Consider the following 21,574-nt stretch of genomic DNA (forward strand, 5'->3'; position numbering starts at 1 on the left):
TCCGGCTCAATTCCATACCCGACCAGCCGCTGACTGGGGGGATTGCGGGGCCACCGAGCTGTCGACTTCCCCAAAGTGCACTGTGAGCGCGCTCCCGTGCACGAACGTGCATGGTTGTTGCAACGACGTGCACCAGAGAGTTGGCTTGTCAGAGGCGGCCGACCAGGTCCGTCATGAGCATGCGTCGATGTTGACGCCAATCTGACAAGGCTGTCAGGAACGGAGTGAGGGATGGAAACCTCTCTGGGTGTTGTCTTCCTCTCGGAAGTCGTGGGATCAGCAATGCTGCTGCTACTCGGTGGTGGTGTCGTCGCTAACGCGATCCTCACCAAGACCAAGGGCAACGGTCAAGGATTCCTATTCATCAACTGGGGCTGGGGTATCGCGGTCTTCGCCGGCGTCCTCGTCTCGTACAAGTCAGGCGGCCACCTCAACCCCGCCGTCACGCTCGGCGTCCTCTCCTCCGGTTCGGAGACCTACGCCGCGGGTGTGCCGATCACCGCCGCTTCCACCGTCGTGTACTTCGCCGGTGAGCTCGTCGGAGCCATGATCGGTGCGGTCCTCTGCTGGCTGGCCTACAAGGATCACTTCGACGCAGAGCCGGATCCGGCCCTCAAGCTCGCCGTGTTCTCCACAGGTCCTGGCATCCGCAACTACGCGATGAACGTCGTCACTGAGGCCATCGCCACCTTCGTGCTCGTGTTCGTGATCCTCGGCGCAGGCAAGTTCACCGGCGCGGGCGGCGCTGACCCGGTCAACATGGGCTGGCTCGGCGCACTCGGCGTCGGCATCCTCATCGTCGGCATCGGCGCGAGCCTCGGCGGCCCCACCGGGTACGCCATCAACCCGACGCGTGACCTCGGTCCCCGCATCGTGCACGCCATCCTCCCCATCAAGGGCAAGGGCAACTCCGACTGGGCCTACTCCTGGGTCCCGATCGTCGGCCCCATCATCGGTGGCGTCCTGGCCGGCCTTCTCGCCGGCGTTCTCCTTCCCGCAGTCTGATCTGAAAGGAATCGAATACAGCAATGGCTGACAAGTACGTACTCGCAATCGACCAGGGAACCACCAGCTCCCGAGCCATCATCTTCGACCACAGCGGACAGATCGTGTCCTCGGGTCAGAAGGAACACGAGCAGATCTTCCCGCGTGCGGGATGGGTCGAGCACAACCCCGTCGAAGTATGGGACAACGTCCGCGCCGTCGTCGCCGAGGCGCTCAGCGGCGCGTCGGTGAACCACCAGCAGATCGCGGCCGTCGGCATCACAAACCAGCGCGAGACCACCGTCGTGTGGGACAAGAACACCGGTGAGCCGGTCTACAACGCCATCGTGTGGCAGGACACCCGCACCGCCAAGATCGTCGACGATCTGGGCGGCGACGAGGGCCAGGACAAGTACAAGGCCCGCGTGGGCCTGCCTCTGGCCACCTACTTCTGTGGCCCCAAGGTGAAGTGGATCCTCGACAACGTCGAGGGCGCCCGCGAGCGCGCCGAAGCGGGCGACCTCGTCATGGGCACCATGGACACCTGGGTGCTGTGGAACATGACCGGCGGCGTTGAGGGCGGCGTGCACGTCACCGACGTGACCAACGCCTCGCGCACCATGCTGATGGATCTCAAAACCCTCAGCTGGGACGCCGACATCGCGGCGGACATGACCATCCCGATGTCGATGCTGCCGGAGATCCGCAGCTCGGCCGAGGTCTACGGCGTCGGTCGAGCGGGGGGTCTGCTTCCGGACGTCCCGATCGCGGGCATCCTGGGCGACCAGCAGGCGGCCACCTTCGGCCAGGCCTGCTTCGAGCCCGGCATGGCGAAGAACACCTACGGCACCGGCAACTTCATGCTGCTCAATACGGGCGAGGCCATCGTCCCGTCGACGAACGGCCTGCTGACGACGGTGTGCTACAAGATCGGCGACAAGCCCGCCATCTACGCACTCGAGGGTTCGATCGCCGTCACCGGCTCGCTGGTGCAGTGGCTGCGCGACAACCTGCAGATGTTCACCTCCGCGCCTGAGGTCGAGGAGCTGGCCAGCACGGTCGAGGACAACGGCGGCGCGTACTTCGTGCCCGCGTTCTCGGGCCTCTTCGCCCCGTACTGGAAGTCCAGCGCGCGTGGCGCCCTGGTGGGCCTCACCCGCTACGTCAACCGTGGTCACATCGCCCGCGCAGCACTGGAGGCCACGGCCTACCAGACGCGTGAGGTGCTGGAAGCCATGGAGGCGGACTCGGGCGTCAAGCTCGCCGAACTCAAGGTCGACGGCGGCATGACGATGAACGAGACCCTCATGCAGTTCCAGGCCGATCAGCTCGGCGTCGACGTGGTTCGCCCCGTCGTCGCGGAGACCACGGCCCTGGGTGCCGCGTACGCCGCCGGCATCGCCACCGGCTACTGGGAGGGCGAGCAGGACGTCATCGACAACTGGGCAGAGGCAAAGCGCTGGACGCCTGTGGTCGACGAGGCCGAGCGCGAGCGCCTGTTCCGCAACTGGAAGAAGGCCGTCACGCGGACCTTCGACTGGGTCGACGAGGACGTCAAGGAGTGACACTCCGAGGCTGAACGTTGCCACGACGGGGGGCGCCGGGAGACCGGCGCCCCCTTTCGCGTGCCCTGACCGTCATCAGGTATCTCGCTGCTGCCGGCGATGCGCGGGTCGGGTTCGCGCCGCCGAATGCGGGTTAGCCTAGGCGCATGGCGGAGCACGAGGTCTTGTCGGTGGGCGGACGCGAGATCAAGCTGACCTCGCCGGACAAGGTGCTGTGGCCCGGCGCGGGCATGGCCGACGGCGTGCCCGTCACGAAGCGCGGCCTCGCCGAGTACCTGATCGCCGTCGCGGGCGAGTTCCTCCACCTCAACGGGGACCGACCCATGACCCTGCAGCGGTTCCCCGAGGGCATCGACGGCGAGGAATTCTTCTCCAAGCGACCCCCGCAGGGCGCGCCGTCGTTCCTGCGCCGGGTGACCTGCACCTACCCGTCGCGCCGACGCCACGAGCAGCTGACCTTCGACGAGCCGGCGGCGCTCGCGTGGGCGGCCCAGATGGGCACCATCACGTTCCACCCGTGGCCTGTCCGCACGGCGGACCTCGACAACCCGGACGAACTGCGCATCGACCTGGACCCCCAACCGGGGCGCGGGTTCCGTGACGCCGTCACGGCCGCCGTCGCGCTGCGCGACGTGATGGCCGAGGCCGGATTGAAGGCCTACGCGAAAACCTCCGGCAACCGCGGCGTGCACGTCTATGCACGCATCCGACCCACGCACGAGTTCCAGGACGTGCGGCACGGGGTGATCGGGATCGCGCGCGAGCTGGAGCGCCGGATGCCGGACCTGGTCACCACGTCGTGGTGGAAGGAGGAGCGCGGCGAGCGGGTCTTCGTCGACTTCAACCAGGCCAACCGCGACCGCACCATCGCCGCCGCCTACTCGCCCCGCCCGCTGCCCGGCGCGCCGGTGTCGACACCGCTCACGTGGGAGGAGCTTCCCGACGCGGATCCGCGGGAGTTCACCCTCCGCACCCTTCCGGCGCTGCTGGAGCGCAGGGGATGCGCGTGGGCGGACATCGACGAGGAGCCGGGTGACGCCACCGGTGCGCTCGCGATGTGGGAGGCGGACCTCGAGCGGGGCCTGGGCGAGCTCAACTTCCCGCCCGACTACCCGAAGATGCCGGATGAGCCGCCGCGCGTGCCGCCGAGCAAGCGTCGCGCGGACCGGGACGACGACGAGTACCTGGCGCCGAAGGCCGAGCGTGACGCAGAGTGGGGCACCGCGATCGCCCCGCCCTACGGCCCCATGCTGGCCAAGCCGGTGAAGAAGCTGCCAGAGGGAGAGTTCCTCTACGAGCCAAAGTGGGACGGGTTCCGTGCCATCGTGTGGCGCTCGGGGAACCAGGTGGAGATCGGTTCGCGCAATACCCGCCCGATGACCCGCTACTTCCCCGAGTTGGTGGAGGCCATCGTCGAGAACTTCCCGGACCACTCCGTCATCGACGGCGAGATCGTCATGATCGATCCGGATTCCGGTGACCGGCTCAACTTCGATCTGCTGCAACAGCGGATCCACCCCGCGGCGTCGCGGATCAGGAAGTTGAGCCTGGCCACCCCCGCCAGTTTCGTCGCGTTCGATCTGCTGGCGCTGGGCCAGGACAACTACGTCGAGCGGCCGTTCCGTGAGCGACGGGCGGCGCTCGAGAAGGCGCTGTCGGCCGCGACCGCGCCCATCTTCCTGACGCGGGCGACGGAGGACCCGAGCGTCGCGGAGGAATGGTTCGAGCAGTTCGAGGGCGCTGGACTCGACGGCGTGATGGCCAAGCCGCTCGGGGAGCCCTACGTCGAGGACAAGCGGGTGATGTTCAAGTACAAGCATGAGCGGACCGCGGACTGCGTCGTGGCTGGATACCGCACGTACAAGGACTCCGACGACGCCGTCGGCTCACTGCTGCTCGGGCTCTACACCGACGACGGGGTGCTCAACTCGGTGGGCGTCATCGGCGCCCTGCCCATGGAGCGCCGCCGGGAACTGTTCCTGGAGCTGCAACCTCTGGTCACGACGTTCCAGGACCACCCGTGGGCGTGGGCGGAGCCGGAGGAGGCGACGCCCGACAACCGCGATCAGTCGTTCCCGCGCACCCCGACGGCCGCCGCCCATTCGCGCTGGAATGCCAAGAAGGACCTGTCCTTCACCCCGCTGCGGCCTGAGCGCGTCGTCGAGGTGCGCTACGACCACATGGAGGGTGAGCGGTTCCGGCACACGGCGCAGTTCGTCCGGTGGCGCGAGGATCGCGACCCGGCATCGTGCACGTACGACCAGCTCGACGAGCCGGTCAGCTACGACCTGGCCAGGGTGCTGGGCGCTACCGGACCGTGATCTCCGCGATCTCGGCGCGGAAGCCACCTTCCACCGGCGGCAGGTTGGTGATGTAGACCATCAGGTACTGCGTCTCGGTGGGGGAGCTCAGGGTGATCGTCGCCTCACCGGTGGCCGCGGCGTCCGCGCCTACGACCTCCCAGTCCGCTTCCGTCCGTTCCGACGGCTGCTCGCCGGAGGGAACCCTCAGCTCCAGGGCGGTATCCCCGCCCACCAACGTCACCGTCGCGCTCGTCACGGTCGTGGGCGCGCCGAGGTCAAGGATCAGGCCGACGCCCGGCTTCTGGCCGCCCATGTCCGCGCGACGCAGGTAGCGCATGGTCACCCAGGTGGTCGCGGCGTCGCCGTCGATCACGCCGGCCGCGCGGTCCCCGTTCTCCTCGCCGTTGCCGCCGTCGACCTCCGGGTCGAAGTCACTCACCGCGACAATCGTGGGCGCGGCCCCCGTCTCCGACGGCGACTGCGACCCTGCCGTCGGCGAGCCGGAGCGCGACCCCGAGGGCGTCGTGGTCGCCTGGTCCGGATCCGCCGTCCACAACGCGATGAGCGAGGCGACGGTGATGAGCGCCACCAGCGCCAGCAGGGCCCAGAGCGCGCGACGCGTGCGCGGCCTGTCCGACTCGGTGGTCGCGGCGGCCCATGGCGCGGCATCGGCACCGCCGCGGCGGGGGCCGACGGTGGCGTCGGCCGACTCACCCGGCAGGTCTCCGCCGCGGGACAGGCCTGCCGTGCGGGCCAGGGTGGAGGCCTCCGGATCGTCCGTTCCGACGGCGGCGTGGGGCACCGGCGCCCACGCCCCGACCCGGGTGGGCGCGTCGGGGCGGCGGTACAGCTCGTGCTGCGTGCCCGTGCTGAACGTGTCCGCGCCCTCGATGGCGCGCACGCGCTCCTCCAGGTCGGCTGACGCGTCCGCGCTGCCCAGCACGGCGGACAGCGCCTCGGTGAGCTGCGCCGCCGAGGTGATCCGTGGCTCGCTCATCGCCCCACGCTGGGTGAGCGTGACGGTGCAGATCCGGTCCAGCGCGGGGGAGACCCCGGCCTGGACCTGGTGCGGCGGGGCCGTCTCGCCCGCGACGACCGGGGCCGCGGGCATGCCGAACGCGGCCCGTCCGGGCCACCGGCGCACCAGCGCGGCGTACAGCAGCATGCCCAGGCCGACGACGTCGGAGCGCTCCCGCGCGGACCAGGCGTGCCGGTCGTCGTCGCGGCCGGCCAACGCGGCCTCCACCCCGAAGCCGGCGAGCCGCACCGCTCCGGAGGTGGTGATGATGACCGTGTCCGGGCTGAGCTGCTCGTGGAACAGCCCTTGGGCGTGCACCACGACGAGGGCGTCCGCGAGGTCGCGCACGATGTGCGCCGCCTCCAGTGCGCTGAGAGGCCCGGCCGCCAGGATGTCCGTCAGCGACCTGCCTGGTGCGTACTCGCGCACCACGTAGGCGCCGATGCCCTGGGTGGGGTCCAGCACCTCGTCGGCGTCCAGCACCCGCAGGAAGCGGGAGTCGGTGGCCACGGCACCCTTGCGGGCGGCCACCATCAGCTCGGAGATCCGCGGGTCGCCCGGCGCGACGACGTGGACGACGACGTCGCGCGAGAGCACCTGATCGTGCGCCCGCCAGGTCTCCGTGCCCAGCCTGTCGGCGAGCCGTTCGAGGAGCTCGTAGCGGGTGCTGAGCAGGGTGCCGACGGCGGCGATCCTGCTGCCCTGCTCGCCCCGGAACAGTCCGGGAAGGTCGAAGGGGCCGGTGGGCTCATCCGCCACCGGGGGGTGCAGCAGCCGTCCGGTGGTCTCCTCGTCGGGCTCGGTCGGGGGGGCGAGCGGCGACAGCGCGCCCATGGGACCGGTGGCCTCGTCGGCGTAGTGAGGCGGCTCGTCTGCCGCCGGGTTCCCGTCACCGGGCGCCGGCTCGGAGGGGCGATGGAAGCTGTGCTCCGTGACGGCGGGGCGGTTGCGCACCACGGTGGCGGGGCCGGTGTCGAACGAGTCGATCATGTCGTCGCGAATTGCCGGGACCACGGCGGTGAGGTCCTCGGCCTGCGAGCCCCCTTCCTGTGAGGCGGTCCCGCCTGAGCCCTCGACGGCGGGGCGACGCCTGCCGAGACGGCTGGCCACCAGCCCGGAGAGGCTGCCGAGCTCCTTGACGTGCAGGAGTTTCCCCACGATCAGGAAGGCCGCGAGGATCAGCAGCCCGCCGACCAGCAGGGCCACGATGTGCCCGAGGATCCTGCCCGGTACCGCCGTCATCAGCCACCCGGAGAGGTAGTAGGCCGCGGCCCCACCCACCGCCGCCCCCAGGACCAGGCGCACGAGGTGCATGCCCAGCGCCCGGCCGTCGATCCCCGGGACCCGCCGGCGTAGCGCCTGCCAGGTCACGAACACGCCGACGGTGTATGCCAGGGAGTAGGCCAGCGCCAGCGCCGCGGCCACCCACGCGGAGGAGTTCACCCACCAGACCAGGGCGATCGCGCCGCCGATGTTGAGCGCGGCGATGAGGCTCTGCAGGAAGAACGGGATCCTTGTGTTCTCGAGGGCGTAGAACGTGCGCAGGCACACGAACTGGACGGTGAAGGGGATGAGGCCGAGGGCGAACGCCATGAGCGCCCATGCCACCCAGATGGCGTCGCCCGCGCCCGTGCCGTGGCCGAAGAGCAGGCCCGCCATCGGCCCGGCCAGGGCCAGGAAGGCGACGGCGGCAGGCACGATGGCCACGAGCGCCAACCGGATGGTCGTGGTGAATTCGGCGGCCACTGCGTCGAGGTCGCCCTGCGCGGCCAGCCGCGAGGCATTGGGCAGCATGGCGGTGGCCAGCGACACGGTGATGAGGGAGTGCGGGAGGATCCACAGCAGGTGGGCGTTGGCGTAGACGGCTACGCCGGCGCCCTCGCCGCCGGCCGTGGCGGAGGTGGCGAGGCGGTTGACGACCATCAGGCCCAGCTGATTGACCGCGACGAACCCGATGGTCCACTTCGTCAGCGAGAAGGTGTGCCCGAGCCCTGTGCCCTTGAGATCGAAGCGGGGACGGATCTTGAACCCGAGCTGTCGGATGTAGGGCAGCATCACCAGGGTCTGGGCGGCGATGCCGAGCGTGGAACCCAGGCCGAGCAGCAGGATCTGTGGCGTGGTGAACGGGCCGCCGTGGTTCTCCTGATTGCCCCACACCACGAAGTAGAGGGCCATCACGGCGATGGCGATCACGTTGTTGGCGATCGGGGCCCACATCATCGGGCCGAACTTGTCCCGGGCGTTGAGCACCTGCCCGAGCAGGAAGAACGCGCCGTAGAAGAAGATCTGCGGCAGGGTGAGATAGGTGAGGGCCACCATGGACCCGTACTGCGCGGCGAGGTCCGCCTGGCGCCAGTCGTCGGAGGTGTAGATGGCCGTGACCAGGGGGGCGGCAATCGTGATGAGCACCGCGACCGACGTCACGATGAGCATGAAGGCGGTCATGATCCGGTTGGTGTAGGCCTCGCCGCCGTCGTCGTCGTTCTTGATGGCGCGCACGATCTGCGGGACGAGCACCGTGTTGAGGGCCCCGCCGGCGAAAAGGATGTACAGCGAGTTCGGCACCATGGTGGCCAGCCCCAGCATGTCCGCCTGCCTCGTGCCGTTGCCGAGGATGAACGCCACGAGCATCACCCGGATGACGCCCAGCACGCGCGAGATCATGGTGCCGGAGGCCATGATGGCCCCGGCCCCCACAAGTTTCCTGGTGCTACTGACTTGGCTCACTGTTCTCCTTTGGCCGCCCGTTCGCGTTGCACGGCGCGGATGCGCAGGGCGGTGCCGCCCACCACCACTGCACCCGATACGAGGATGATGATCCAGCCGACGCGCCCGAAGTCGGTGGCCGTGATTTCGATCGGCACCGCGGCCCCCAGCGGTTCGCCGTCCAGGGTGGTCACGGTCGCGCGCACGATCGCGACCCCGTTGGCGGTGGCTTCCGGGGAGATGTCCACCGTGGCGGACTCCCCGGGGCCCACGGTGACGGGGCCCACCTCCGGCACCCGGATGCGCTGCGGCGAGTCCGACGTGAACCGCACCAGCACCTGGATGGGCACGCCCAGTCCGTTGCTGACGGTCGCGGGGAACGTGTTGGTGCGGGAACCCATGACGAACGACTGGGCGGCCCTGATCGTGATGAGGGAGCTGTCCACGCGGGCCGGGGAGGCGGACTCGACGTAGGCCACGGCGGCCGACTCGACAGGGAAGTCCTTCGAGAACGCCGTGGCGCCCAGGGCAGCCAGGTCCGCCGGCCCCTCGACGCCGAGCAGCCGGCGGAGGAACTCGGCGTTGCCCGCCGCGTCGTCCAGCGTGGCGGACAGGTCCGGCCACGGGGCCACCGCGACCGTATCCGGCCACACGATGGGTGAGCGCGGCGTTGCGGCCGGGGCTATGTGCCTCCGCCCGGTCCCGGGCGCGGCGTCAGCTTCCGCTGCCTCGACCGTCGCGATCACGTACAGGGGGGGACGCTCGGCCAGCAGTTCATCGGCGATGAGCCGGCCGGTGCGCACGCCCGGGGGCAGAGCGGTCAGCGACGACGGTGGCGCGGCCCCGAGGAGCCGTGGGGTGCCGGTCTCGCTGCCGGTGGTGCCGAGGAGCACGACGGTGTCGAGGCTGCCGAGCCGCTCGGCGAGCGCCTCACCGGCAGCGGCGTCGATCACCGCGACACTCGGGAGCTCCAGCACCTCCTCCGGGGTGGCCGCGCCAGACCAGCCGAGGACGGCGTCCAGGGAGCCGGTGGCGTCTGCCCTGGCCAGGTCCGGGTTCCCGTAGGGGAGGCGCCAGACGCGGTCCTGCGCTGCCAGGGCGTCGAGGCGCGCCAGCCAGCGGAGGGCGACGCCGCTGCCCGGCGTGGGCACCCCGCCGACGACGTGTTCCTCCGTCATCCGCTGCACCGCCTCGAGCAACGCCGGATCGACGGCGGCCGTCACCCCGTCGCGCTCGGCGCTGGACAGCAGCGTGTCGAGGCGCCCCGACAGGTCTGAGGACAGGGCGCCGTCGACGAAGTCACCCTCCGGCAGCCAGGTGGGCGGGGCGGTGAGCAGGACGAGGGCGCTGGACTCGACTGGGCGCGTCGTGGCCGCGACGACCACCTGGTCCTCGCCCACCACCTGGTTGCCGCCGTCCGCGGGGACGCCGCGCACCTGGACGCCAAGCAGGTAGCCCGCGTCGTCGGTGGTGAGGGCGTACTGGCCGGCGGTGAGCTGCCCGACCGTGGTCCTGACGGTGAAATCGGCCCGCTGCCCGGGGGCGAACTCGTCCTCGCGGGTGAGGATGTCCAGGTTGCCCAGTTCCTCGTCGTAGAGGCGCGCGCCGATGGGCACGTCCGCGGTCACCTGCGCGAGCTGACCGGGGGAGGTGATGGGCGTGCTGAGCCGCCAGAAGTGGACGTTGACGTAGCGGATGGGGACGGTGGAGACGTTGGTCAGGGTCCCCGTGACCTCGACCACCTGAGCGTCGTCAGCCAGATCGAGGGTGGGCGTCGAGACGCTGGTGAGCTGCACATCGAGGTATCCCGAGGCTGCTTCCGCCGGGCGCGGGGGCAGCGCCATCGCCAGTGCGAGCAGCGCTCCCACCAGCAGCGCGCGCGCGAACCGACCGACCATCACCGTCCCATGGTAGTTGCCGGAGGCCGCGCGCCCGGGGTCACCGCCCGGCGCGATCGGCCCACCACCGCGTCAACAGCGCCACGGCCTCGTCGTGGGGGACGGGGCCGTGCTCGGTGCGGTGCTCCAACAGGAAGGCGTACGCCTCCCCGACGGCACGGCCCGGCGGGATGGCGAGAATCTCCATGATCTGCGTCCCGTCCAGGTGCGGCCGCAGGGAGGCGAGCTCCTCCTGCGCGCTCAACTCGTCGATGCGCCATTCCAGCTCCTCGTAGGCGCGGCGAAGCTTCGTCGCACGCTGCCGGTTGCGGGTGGTGCAGTCCGCGCGGGTCAGCATGTGCAGGAGTTCCAACTCGTCACCGGCGTCGCGGACGTAGCGGCGCACCGCCGCGTCGGTCCACTCGCCGTCGGAGTAACCGTGGAAGCGCAGGTGCAGCTCGATCAGCTTGGCCACCGACTTCACCACGTGCGTGGGGTAGTTGAGGGCCTTGAGCCTTCGCGTGGCCAGCTTGGCGCCGACGATGTCGTGGTGGTGGAACGTGACCTTGGGGCCCTCGAACTTCCGCGTGGCGGGCTTGCCGATGTCGTGCAGCAGCGCGGCGAGGCGGTTGACGATGTCCGGCTCGTGCCCCCGGGCCTTCTCCAGTTCGATGGCCTGATCCACCACGGTCAGCGAGTGCTGGTAGACATCCTTGTGGCGGGCGTGTTCGTCCACCTCCAGCTGCAGCGCCGGCAGCTCGGGCAGGATGTGCTCCGCGATGCCGGTCCTCACCAGGAGGTCCAGGCCCACCCGGGGGTTGTCGGTCAACAACAGCCCCGTGAGTTCACCCTGGACGCGCTCGGCGGACACGATGGTGATCCGCTCGGCCATGTCCGTCATGGCCTGCACCACCTCGGGCGCCACCCGGAACCCGAGCCGCGACGCGAACCTGGCGGCCCGCATCATCCGCAGCGGGTCGTCGGAGAACGAGTGCTCGGGCGTCGACGGTGTGCGCAACAGCCCGTCGGCCAGGTCTGCGAGGCCGCCGTACGGGTCGACGAAGGAGCGCGTGGAGATGTCCACCGCCATGGCGTTGACGGTGAAGTCTCGGCGGAGGAGGTCGCCGTCGATCGTGTCGCCGAACGACACCTCGGGCTTGCGCGACTCGCTGCGGTAGATGTCGGCGCGGAACGTGGTGACCTCGATCTGCCAGTCCTGCTCCTCGGCCCGCTTGAGCGCGCCGATGGTGCCGAATTCCTTGCCGATGTCCCACGTGGAGTGCGTGAAGCGCTTGAGCAGCTCGTGCGTCTGATCCGGGCTGGCGGAGGTGGTGAAGTCCAGGTCGTGCCCGAGCGAGCCGAGCAACGCGTCGCGGACGGACCCGCCCACCAGGTACAGCTGGTGCCCCTCGGTCCGGAACAGGCTGCCCAGGTCGTCGATGACGGGCGCGATGCGCAGTAGTTCATGCATCGCGTTGGTCTGCGCTTGGGTGAGGCTCGGCACGGGGAACGAGTCTACGTCGTGCGGGTCCCGGCGCATTACTCGCGTCACGCTCCTAAACCACTGAGCCTGCTGAGCGCGCTGTGGGTGGTGCCCGGAGCGCGACCTTCCCGGCGTGACCGCCGCCGCCTACCGTGGACGGAGGGTCGTCGAAAGGAAACACATGTCCATTCATCGCCGCCTCCGGACGCTCGCCGTGATCGGCTTCTCCGCCGCGCTCCTCGTCGGAGCCCCCGCCGCCGCGCAGGCCGCGCCGGGAACCACGGTGCACCTCGCCGGCGCCAACGAATTTCCTCCGAACGCGAGCCCCGCCACCGGCCACTTCACCTACCAACTCAAGGGCCAGCGCCTGTGCTACAACCTCGCGGTCGCGGATCTGTCGGCGGGGGTCACCGGCGCCCACGTTCACGCTGCGCCGGCCGGGTCGAACGGCGGCATCGTGATCCCCCTGACGGTCGAGATGGGGGAGACCGCATTCGTGACCGACGCCTGCGTCGACGTCGACAAGGCCCTGATCAAGTCGATCCGTCGCACGCCTGAGCAGTATTACGTCAACGTGCACTCTTCAGCGATCCCGTCGGGCGAGATACGGGCGCAGCTCGGCTGACCGTCCGACCCAGCTCGCCGGCGCGTCCCCAACCGCTCCGACGGGCGGTGTAATGATGGCGCCATGGCTGATGTGTGGGAGAAGCTGCTGCTGAGCGGCATCGTGATCGTCGTGGCGCTGGTGCTTCGCGCCGTGCTGAGGCACGTGATCAAGCGTGTGGTGGCGGCTTTGGCGAGCAAGCCCCAGGACCGCAACGACGACCTCGGCGCCAAGGCACGCGCGATCCTCACCAGGGCGGGCGGCCTGGGCGATGAGCGGCAACGGCAACGGGTGGCCACGCTCGGGTCCCTGCTGCGCAGCGTGGTGGACGTGGTGCTGATCGTCGTGGTGACTCTCACCGTTCTTGCCACGTTCGGGGTGCCCATGGCCCCCCTGCTGGCCTCCGCCGGCGTCGGGGGCGTGGCCCTCGGGTTCGGGGCCCAGTCCCTGGTCAAGGACTACCTGTCCGGCATCTTCATGCTCGCCGAGGACCAGTTCGGCGTCGGGGACCTGATCCAGGTCGGGGATCTGCGCGGCACGGTGCAGGAGGTGACCCTGCGGGTGACCAAGTTGCGGGACCCGTCGGGCACGGTCTGGTACGTCCGCAACGGCGAGGTGCTGACGCTGGGAAACGTCTCCCAGGGCTACTCGACGGCGACGGTGGAGGTGCCGGTGGCCATCGACGAGGACGCCGAACGGGTGCAGCAGGTGCTGCGCAGCGCCGTCGGGACCATGGGCGAGGAGCCCGAGTGGTCGCAGGTGCTGCTGGAGAACCCGATGGTGCTCGGCGTCGAGTCGATGAACGAGGGCACGATGGTGCTGAAGATCCTCCTCAAGACCGGCCCGGACCAGCAGTGGGGCCCGATGCGCGAGGCGCGCGCGCGAGCCCAGCGGGCGCTGGCGGCCGAAGGGATCCGGGGCCCCATCCTCCCCGGCCTCAACCGCCCCGCCCCCTGACCCTCGCGCTCCTCGACCCTCGCGCTCCCCGACCTTCGCGCTCCCCGACCCTCGCGCTCCCGCTCCTCCGTGCACGACTCGCCGTGCACGTTCATGATGGGCCCCGCATGAGCCCTCCGTATGTGAGAACTGCGTGCTTTCGTGCGCGAGGATTCGTGCTCCGATTCGACGCCCGAGGCACGGGTTCGGAGTACCGTTGAAGTACTACTTGTGGTCGGAGGACCCCATGATCAAGCGGGTTTTCGTTGACGTCGCCGCCGGATTGGGTCTGGCGATCGCGGGCCAATTTCTCCAGTTCGCGGCCAGCCTGGCCGGGCCCCTGCTGGGGCTCCCGATGCCTTACGAGAGTGCACCTGAGGACGGGACCATCCCCGCGGCGTTGCTGGACCAGATCAACGCGATGTTCTGGCTCGCCGCGGCCGGCATGATCGTCCTCAGCTTCCTTGTGGCCATGCTGCTGAAGACCCGTGCAGTGTCCGACGGACTGCGGCGGGGGGCCGTGTGGGTGGCTGTCGTCGGCCTCAGCCAGTTCCTGTTGAGCCTGGGCAACGGCATGGTTCCGGTGTTCGGTCTGCTCGGCACGTGGGCCTACCTGGTGGCCGTGTTCGCGGGCCCGGTGCTGGCGGGCCTCCTCGGCTCCCGCCGCAGGCACGACGCCCCGGTCGCTGCCTGACCTGAGTGGCGGCGCGGTCGGCCCACGTGGAGTGGCCGGACGGTGTCTCCCAATGTCTCGGCGTGCAGGTGCGCGCCGACCGAAGAGAGGTGGTGCGTCATGACCCAGATGATCGTCTCGGTGCTCGTCGGTCTTGCGGTGGCGGCGCTCGTCGTCGTCCTGATCCTGCGCGCCGCCAGGGGGGCCTCGGCACCGGGCGCGAGCACCGGCCTGGGCTGGGCGTCGTTCGCGCTCGGCGTCCTGACGCTGCTGCTGGCGGCAGCCGGCTATGCCTTCGCCCCCGAGTTCGCATCCGAAGCTGAGGCCGAGGCAGCGTCGGGGCAGTTCGACTCACAGGGCCTCTACCTGGTGGGCACGGCCACCGGCATAGCTGCCGCGGTCACTGCGGCCATGGCTCTCAAGCGGGGCGATCGCCGTTGGCCGACGTGGGTAGGGCTGCTGATCGGGGCGGCGGTGATCGGTGCCTGGGTGTACGTGATCGTCTACGTCATGTTCAATCCGTACTGAGCCCGCAGGTGCTGTTCTTTGGTGCTCCGCCGCGCGCCATTTACCCTTGAACGGAAGTGGTGTCAAGGGAAGACGGGTAGAGGACCTCTATGGCTCAGACGAACGCGAGGCGCGCAGCTGCGAAGAAGTCGACGGCACGGACGGTGTGGAAGCGCATCGGTCTCGGTGCCCTCGTGCTGTTCATCATCGCCGGACTGAGCGGGCTCGGTGCCTTCGCCTACCTCTACTCCAGCACGGATCTACCGGACCCCAACGCGGACTTCCAGACCAACACCACCTTCCTCTACTACGACGACGGCACGACGCAGCTCGGCTCGCTGGCGGTGCAGAACCGCGTCACGCTGGACTACGCCGAGATGCCCCAGCTGATGAAGGACGCCGTCGTCGCTGCGGAGAACCGTTCCTTCTGGGAAGACCCGGGCTTCTCGGCCACCGGCATTGCCCGCAGCGTGGCGTCGATCGCCACCGGTGGAGAGCTTCAGGGTGGCTCCACCATCACGCAGCAGTACATCAAGATCCTCTACCTGGACTCCGGGCAGCGGCTCTCCCGCAAGGTCAAGGAACTCTTCCTGGCCATCAAGATGGGCCGCGAACTGCCCAAGGAGGAGATCCTCGAGGGTTACCTCAACACCATCTACTTCGGCCGCGGTGCCTACGGCATCCAGGCGGCGGCTAAGTCGTTCTTCCTCAAGGACGCCAAGGACCTGACGGTCGACGAGACGGCGGCGCTGGCCGCGATCCTGAACAACCCGGCGGGGTTCAACCCGTCGGGTGGTCAGGAGAAGCTGGACCGCCTCCTCGGCCGGTACCAGTACGTCCTCGACGGCATGCTCGACATGGGCGCCATCTCCCAGGCCGAACACGCCGCGGCGCGCCCTCAGTTGCCGGTGTTCCCGGATGTGCCGGTCAACGACCGCTACGGCGGCCCCAAGGGCTTCCTCATCAAGAGCGTCGAGGACGAGCTCCTGGCGCAGGGGTTCACCGAGGCCGAGATCCAGGGCGGCGGGTTGAAGGTCACCACCACGCTCAACCAGGCGATGCAGACCGCGGCCGTCGCCACCGCGCAGAAGTACACGGCGCAGGCGGCCGAGGACGCTGAGGGTGACCCGGATCCGTCGAAGCTGCACGTGGCGATCAGTTCCGTGGACACCGCCACCGGGGCAGTGCTCTCGATGTACGGCGGCCCCGATTACGTGCAGAGTTCCCGCAACTGGGCGACGACGGACCGCCCCGCGGCGTCGACGTTCAAGACGTTCGCCACGATCGCCGGGCTGCGCAACGGGTTCTCCCTCAAGTCGCTGTTCAACGGCGACACCTTCACCCCCCGCGGCGACACCCAGACCATCCGCAACGAGTTCAGCAACCAGTACGGACCCGTGACCCTGCGGCAGGCGACGGCGGAGTCGATCAACACCGCCTTCGTGGACATGACCGAGCAGATCCCCGACGGCGCCAACCAGGTCATCACCGCCGCGAACGACGCGGGCGCCCCCTCGAGCCGCGGCTGGGACGCCAACAACCGCATCGCGCTGGGCGCGGCGGAGGTGAGCCCGCTCAACATGGCCAACGCCTACGCGACGCTGGCCAACGGCGGCACCCGCAACACGCCGCACGTCGTGGCCAAGGTGGAGGGCCGCGGCGGCGCGGTGCTCTACGAGGCGCAACAAGAAGGCGAGCGGACCATCGACCGGAATATCGCGGCCAACGTGACCGACGCGCTGACGTCCGTCGTCAAGGAGGGCACCGGGCGCCGCGCCGCCGAGCTCGGCCGCCCCGTCGCGGGCAAGACCGGCACCAACGGCGTCGAGGACACCATCACCTCGGCGTGGTTCGTCGGCTACACCCGGCAGATCTCCACCGCCGTCATGTACGTGGCGGGTGACTCGGGCAGTGAAGATCTGGAGGAGTACAAGCGCCCCCAGGACCGCACCTTCTTCGGGTCCAGCTACCCGCTCATGACGTGGGTGGAATACATGGCGCAGGCCAGCGAGGGCATGCCGGTGGAGGAGTTCGACGAGCCCCGCGAGATCCGGGCGACGACGGGCTCCGAGAGCGCGTCCCCCACGGCGACCCGGAGCCATAGCCCGTCGCCCACTCCCTCGGAGACACCGTCGCCCACCCCGTCGGAGGAGCCGTCCGAGGAACCCACCACCGAGGCCCCGTCGGAGGAGCCCACCACCGAGCCGCCGACCGAGGAACCGACCCAGGAGCCGTCGCCGGAACCCACCCCGGATCCGAAGCCCAGCAAGGAGCCAGGTCCCCCCGAGCCGGACCCCAGCGTGAGCGAGACTGCCGGGTCAGCCGGGGCCGGCGCCGGCGTCGAGATCCCGCCCGGACAGAGCCGCCCCACGCCGACGGCGACCGCGACCGCCTAGCTGCCGAGGCCGTCCGACGGCTGAGGGCGGGGCTAGAGTGACGGGCGTGACGAACGCTCTGGTGCCCGGCCTCGGCGGGCCGATGGGTCGCCACGCCGCGAGCCGCGGGGCTTGGTTCACGCCGCTGCCGTGGGCGCTCGGGGCGGGCACCGTCCTCTACCTCGTCCTGTTCCTCCGGCACACGCCCTGCGTGCAGACCGACGCCACGGCCCAGGCCAACAGCTACGCGTTGCTCTGCTACTCCGACATCCAGGCCACCTTCCTCGGCCAGGGCTACGGACTGGGCGGCACCCCCTTCTCTGCCGACGCCCTGATGTTCGCCCCGCTGGCGGCGGTGGCCGTCCTGCTCGCGTCCCGCCTTGCCACGTTCATCGCAGGCGCCGGGGCGCCTGGCGCGGAGATGCAGGATCAGGTGGACGCGAGTGTCGCGTTCTTCGGCGTCACGGCCGTCGGTCTCTTCGTCTGCTTCATGGTGCTGATCCTGGCGACGGCGGCCCTGGGGCGGCGGGCCGACGGCCGATTCGCGTCCTGGGACGTGATGCTGGTGGCGGCCTCGCCCATCGTGCTCGCCTCGGGGTTGATCAGCTGGGACCTGCTGCCACTGGCCATCACGGCGGTGGGCCTGGCGCAGTACGCGCGGGGACGCGCGATGGAGGCCGGCATCGCGCTCGGTCTCGCCGCGTCCGCCGGGACGATGCCGCTGGCCGTGGTGCTGGCCGTGACCGTCGCGGCCGGGCTCCGGGGTGGGGTGTGGCCCGCGGTGAGGTTCGCAGCCCCGGCGGCCGTCACCTTCGCCGTGGTGCACCTGCCTCTCCTGCTGACGAATGCCGGCGCGGTGTACGGCTTCTACCACCGGGAGGTCCACAAGGAGGCCGGCTACGGTTCGCTCTTTTACCTCCTGTCACTGCTGGGACGGCCGCTGCGGCACGCCGGATCCCTCGGATTCATCATCCTCGTGCTGGCCCTCGGAATCCTGGTGGCGTACCTGTACGTGACGCGGAAGCGGCCCCGCGTCGGATCGCTTGTGGCGGTGATGATCCTGACCACCACTGTCCTCGGGCCGTCGTTCCCGCCGCAGACGTCGTTGTGGGTGCTGTTCGCCGTGGTGGTGTCGCGGCCGCTGCGTCCCGAACTGATCGCAGTGACCGTCGCCCACGTCGTGCACTGCCTCGCCATCTGGGGCTGGCTGGCGGGCAGCCTCACCACCAGCCAGTTCGGCCCCTACGGCGTGTACTGGGGGGCCATCGTGGCGCGTGCCGCCGTGGAGGCGTGGGTGCTGGCGGCGTCCTTGGCGGACATCGTCGAGCCTGGCCGCGATCCACTCCGCACGCCCGACGAACCGGACCCGCTCGGGGGCGAGCTCAACGCCGGCGAGCTTCAGCCACGCCCCGCGCACGCCGTCGGCTAGACCAGATGCGTCTCGTCGACGGTCACCGTGGTCATGCGGGTGGTGACCGGCACCTCGTCGCCGATCCTGGCGGGCGCGTCGGCTCCAGGCACGAAGACCATCGACGAATGCATGTGCGGCGGCTCGGCGAAGGCGCGCTTCCGGCCGGCGATCGAGAAGGGCGACAGGGTCCTGCCCACTGCGTCGAGCAGGCCTTGCGCCACCGTGACCCCCCGCTGGCGGAGCGAGCGCTGCGGTGTGGGTGCCGTCATCGCGACGCCGTGGGCCGTGCCGCCGGAGACGATCACGAGCCAGCCGTCCCTGGGGGCCTTGACCCCGTGGTAGCCGAGCGTCGCGCCCGCCCTGATGCGGTGTACGTCGAGCACTGTGGCGGTGGTGCGGTAGGCGCGCTTCTCACCCAGCCAGAGCCGAGTGCCCACCCGCAGGTGGGTCCGGACGCCGAGGGCGGTGCGGAGGACTCGGTAGTCCGTCACGCTCAGGTGCGACACCCATACCGGCGCACGGCGCACCGCAAGGGCAGCTCCGGCGAGACGCCTGGCCTCGTCGAGCGATCCCTGGGCAGGGAGATGGATGGCCCACCCCTCGAACGTCATGGCACCCAGATCACGCTCCGTGAGCTCGCCGGGAGCCAGGCCGTGCCGGTGCATCGAGGTCTCGATCTCGACGATCACCCGGGTGCGCGGATGCGAGGCGGCCAGCGCCCGGAGGTCCTCCGCGCGCGACACGGTCGTGATGACGCCGGGATCGTCGAGCAGGGCGGTCGCGGCATCGTCGAACGGGCGCCAGGGGTTGAGGACCACGACGTCTCCGGTGAAGCCCCCGTCGCGCACGGCGGGGACCTCCTGGGCGATGCCGACCGCGATGGTCTTCACGCCGAGCCGCGCAGACTCGGCGGCGAGCAGCCTCAGACCGAACCCGTACCCGTTGCCCTTCGCCACCGGGACCAGGCCGGGCGCGTCGTCGAGGAGCCCGCGGTGATGGGCGTGCCAGAGCTGGCGATCGATCGTGAGGGTCAGGGGCATCGTCAGCGCTTCTTCAGGTAGAGGTCGAACGCCCAGTACAGGGGCTTGTTGATGGGGAAGTCCCATTCCCCGAGGTACGCCACCGCTTCCCCGCCCGTGCCCACCTTGAACTGGATCAGCCCGATCTCCGGGTCGTCGGCGCCGACACCTTCGACGATGCCGCGCAGGTCGTAGACGGCGCAGCCGGCGGCGCTGGCGTCGCGGATCATCCGCCACTGCACCGCGTTGGAGCCACGGACCTCCCGCTTGGCGTTGGTGGAGGCGCCGTAGGAGTACCAGGCGTGCTCACCGACACGGACGAAGGTGGTGCCCGCCACCAGATCCCCGTCGTGTTCGGCGAGGTACACGCGCATGCGGTCGGCGTCCTCGGCGTTGAGGGCGTCCCACATGGTCTGGAAATAGGACAGCGAGCGCCCGGTGAAGCCGTCGCGCTGGGCGGTCTCGAGGTAGATGCGGTGGAAGGCTGCGAGGTCGCCGCGGCCGCCTCGGCGCACTTCGACCCCCTCCTTGTCCGCCTTCTTGATGTTGCGCCGCCACAGCTGGTTCATGCCCTTGAGCAGCTCGTCGTCAGTCTTCTGCGTGCCGTCGTCGTGGCGCAACGGAAGCTGGAAGTTGAACATGGGCTGGCCGGCCGCGAAGCCGTGGCCCGATTCGTCGGTGTGCCACCCAGCGTGGATGAGCGTGTTGATCACGCGGGTGCCGACGAGGGTGGTCTCATCCGGGGTGACGTCCGAGAGCCGGGTGACGGCTTCGTCGGCGATGGCGGACTTGATGGTGTCCGCCTTCCACCGCCGGTGCACCACGGCGGGGCCGATGCGCACGGCGAACGCCCTGCTGCGTCTGGCGTGGGCGACGAGGGCGGCCAGGTGATCCGCGACGTCCGCACGGGACCAGTCGAGCACCGGGCCCTCGGGTAGATAGGCCAGGTAGCGCTTGAGCCTGGGCAGCTGCCGGTAGAGGATGAGCGCGGCGCCGGTGAGGGTGCCGTCGGAGAAGAAGCCCACCGACTCCCCACGCCACTCCGGCTTCACCGTCGCCCAGGCGGGGGTCTGCAGGAACGACGCGGCCCCGCGCTGCTCGATGAACGCCAGATGCTGCTCGGCGGAGATGGGTCGACAGGTGATGCTCACCTGCTCAGGCTACCTTCTGGCCTGCGGGAGGCGCAGGTCGCTAGGCTCGGCGGCATGACGAACATGAACGAGAAGCCCGAAGTCGACTTCCCCGGTGGCGAGGCCCCCGAGGACCTTGAGATCACCGAGATCGTGGAGGGCGACGGCGCTGAGGCCAAAGCCGGCGATCTCGCCCACGTGCACTACGTCGGTGTCGCGTTCAGCTCCGGCGAGGAGTTCGACTCCTCCTGGGGTCGCGGCGCGCCGTTGTCGTTTCCGTTGGGCGCGGGGCGCGTCATCCAGGGTTGGGACCAGGGCATCCAGGGCATGAAGGTGGGCGGTCGCCGCCAGCTGGTGATCCCGTCGCACCTCGCCTACGGCGACCGCGGCGCCGGCGGCGTCATCGCTCCCGGAGAGACGCTGGTCTTCGTCTGCGACCTCGTCGCCCTCAACTGATCGACAGCCCCGAACCCGAGCTTTCAGCGCACCCCGACCCTCGCACCTGACAGCGGCTCCCCGGACAAGAGGGGCCACACAGGAGCCGGGGGGTCTACTTGCCGGCGTTCTCGTCGGGCTGGTGAATGCCGAACACGTTGCCCTCGGTGTCCATGTAGTACCCCTGCCAGGCCATGCCCGTCAGCGGGAACTTCGGCATCGCGACGGTGCCGCCCGCCGCCTCGATCCGGTCCGCGGTGACATCGAAGTCGTCCACCTGGATGGTGATCACCGCGCCCACCACCGCGCTTCCCTGCTCGGGGTTGGCGCCTTCGCGCTGCATGATGGCTCCGTGGATGCCTGGCGCGCCCTCATCGTGGGTGGTGACCCCGATGTAGGGCGAGCCGGTGAATGCGGTCCAATCCTCTGTCTTCCACCCGAAGGCGGCCACATAGAAGTCGACGGCCCGTTGCACGTCCTCGGCGTGGATTTCGAAATGGACGACGCTGCTCATCTTCTGCACCTTTCGTGGGGCTCCTCATCCCAGT

The 21,574-nt window shown here is 69.8% G+C and carries 16 protein-coding genes; 10 read left to right on the forward strand and 6 right to left on the reverse strand.

Features of this window, described 5'->3' with window-relative positions:
* Positions 1–231 precede the first annotated feature (231 nt).
* The 3 genes from ACZK5N_RS11220 (at position 232) to ACZK5N_RS11230 (ending at position 4,870) form a co-directional block, all read left to right on the forward strand.
* Positions 232–1,005 (forward strand): MIP/aquaporin family protein, encoded by a 774-nt coding sequence (locus tag ACZK5N_RS11220; RefSeq protein ID WP_459018541.1) that lies wholly within the window; start codon positions 232–234, stop codon positions 1,003–1,005.
* Positions 1,006–1,028: 23 nt separating this feature from the next.
* Positions 1,029–2,549 carry a glycerol kinase GlpK gene (gene glpK / locus ACZK5N_RS11225; RefSeq protein WP_459018542.1) on the forward strand — a complete coding sequence of 507 codons (1,521 nt, stop codon included), beginning with the start codon at positions 1,029–1,031 and terminating at the stop codon, positions 2,547–2,549.
* A gap of 146 nt (positions 2,550–2,695) precedes the next feature.
* Positions 2,696–4,870, forward strand: a complete 2,175-nt coding sequence (locus ACZK5N_RS11230) for an ATP-dependent DNA ligase (RefSeq protein WP_459018543.1) — start codon at positions 2,696–2,698, stop codon at positions 4,868–4,870.
* Here ACZK5N_RS11230 and murJ read toward each other — a convergent pair.
* Genes murJ through ACZK5N_RS11245 form a run of 3 tightly spaced genes read right to left on the reverse strand, consistent with a single transcriptional unit; the run spans position 4,857 to position 11,993 of the window.
* Complete coding sequence (gene murJ / locus ACZK5N_RS11235; RefSeq protein WP_463624955.1) at positions 4,857–8,597, reverse strand: murein biosynthesis integral membrane protein MurJ; 3,741 nt, start codon at positions 8,595–8,597, stop codon at positions 4,857–4,859. The two genes, ACZK5N_RS11230 and murJ, sit on opposite strands and share 14 nt — an antisense overlap.
* A complete protein-coding gene (locus tag ACZK5N_RS11240; RefSeq protein WP_463624983.1) occupies positions 8,594–10,474 on the reverse strand; it encodes a DUF6049 family protein in 1,881 nt (626 codons plus the stop codon). Before ACZK5N_RS11240 ends, murJ begins: the two co-directional genes overlap by 4 nt.
* Positions 10,475–10,514: 40 nt before the next feature.
* Positions 10,515–11,993 (reverse strand): CCA tRNA nucleotidyltransferase, encoded by a 1,479-nt coding sequence (locus tag ACZK5N_RS11245; protein WP_463624956.1) that lies wholly within the window; start codon positions 11,991–11,993, stop codon positions 10,515–10,517.
* A gap of 124 nt (positions 11,994–12,117) precedes the next feature.
* Here ACZK5N_RS11245 and ACZK5N_RS11250 point away from each other — a divergent pair, with 124 nt between their 5' ends.
* From ACZK5N_RS11250 to ACZK5N_RS11275, 6 genes are all read left to right on the forward strand, one after another.
* On the forward strand, positions 12,118–12,561 hold the full coding sequence (locus tag ACZK5N_RS11250; protein ID WP_463624957.1) for a CHRD domain-containing protein: 444 nt from the start codon (positions 12,118–12,120) through the stop codon (positions 12,559–12,561).
* Between the two features lie 63 nt (positions 12,562–12,624).
* Positions 12,625–13,497, forward strand: coding sequence for a mechanosensitive ion channel family protein (locus ACZK5N_RS11255; protein WP_463624958.1), 873 nt, complete (start codon positions 12,625–12,627; stop codon positions 13,495–13,497).
* A 226-nt stretch (positions 13,498–13,723) separates the two neighbouring features.
* Entirely contained in the window at positions 13,724–14,170 is a 447-nt protein-coding gene (locus ACZK5N_RS11260; RefSeq protein WP_459018547.1) for a hypothetical protein, read from the forward strand.
* A 99-nt stretch (positions 14,171–14,269) separates the two neighbouring features.
* The gene (locus ACZK5N_RS11265; RefSeq protein ID WP_459018548.1) at positions 14,270–14,677 is read left to right on the forward strand and encodes a hypothetical protein; all 408 of its coding nucleotides are present in this window, start codon (positions 14,270–14,272) and stop codon (positions 14,675–14,677) included.
* A gap of 89 nt (positions 14,678–14,766) precedes the next feature.
* Positions 14,767–17,052: a transglycosylase domain-containing protein gene (locus ACZK5N_RS11270; protein WP_459018549.1), complete on the forward strand. Its 2,286-nt coding sequence runs from the start codon at positions 14,767–14,769 to the stop codon at positions 17,050–17,052.
* A gap of 46 nt (positions 17,053–17,098) precedes the next feature.
* Positions 17,099–18,460 (forward strand): glycosyltransferase family protein, encoded by a 1,362-nt coding sequence (locus tag ACZK5N_RS11275; RefSeq protein WP_459018550.1) that lies wholly within the window; start codon positions 17,099–17,101, stop codon positions 18,458–18,460.
* On the opposite strand, the gene ACZK5N_RS11280 is transcribed toward ACZK5N_RS11275, so the two are convergent.
* The gene (locus tag ACZK5N_RS11280) at positions 18,457–19,482 is read right to left on the reverse strand and encodes an alanine racemase (RefSeq protein WP_459018551.1); all 1,026 of its coding nucleotides are present in this window, start codon (positions 19,480–19,482) and stop codon (positions 18,457–18,459) included. The genes ACZK5N_RS11275 and ACZK5N_RS11280 overlap by 4 nt on opposite strands.
* A gap of 2 nt (positions 19,483–19,484) precedes the next feature.
* Positions 19,485–20,612 (reverse strand): lipid II:glycine glycyltransferase FemX, encoded by a 1,128-nt coding sequence (locus tag ACZK5N_RS11285; RefSeq protein ID WP_459018552.1) that lies wholly within the window; start codon positions 20,610–20,612, stop codon positions 19,485–19,487.
* Between the two features lie 63 nt (positions 20,613–20,675).
* On the opposite strand from ACZK5N_RS11285, the gene ACZK5N_RS11290 reads away from it, so the two are divergent.
* The gene (locus ACZK5N_RS11290) at positions 20,676–21,047 is read left to right on the forward strand and encodes an FKBP-type peptidyl-prolyl cis-trans isomerase (RefSeq protein ID WP_459020456.1); all 372 of its coding nucleotides are present in this window, start codon (positions 20,676–20,678) and stop codon (positions 21,045–21,047) included.
* Between the two features lie 94 nt (positions 21,048–21,141).
* On the opposite strand, the gene ACZK5N_RS11295 is transcribed toward ACZK5N_RS11290, so the two are convergent.
* Entirely contained in the window at positions 21,142–21,540 is a 399-nt protein-coding gene (locus ACZK5N_RS11295; RefSeq protein ID WP_459018553.1) for a VOC family protein, read from the reverse strand.
* Between the last annotated feature and the right edge of the window lie 34 nt (positions 21,541–21,574).

The sequence above is a fragment of the Tessaracoccus pujii genome (genome assembly GCF_055326215.1).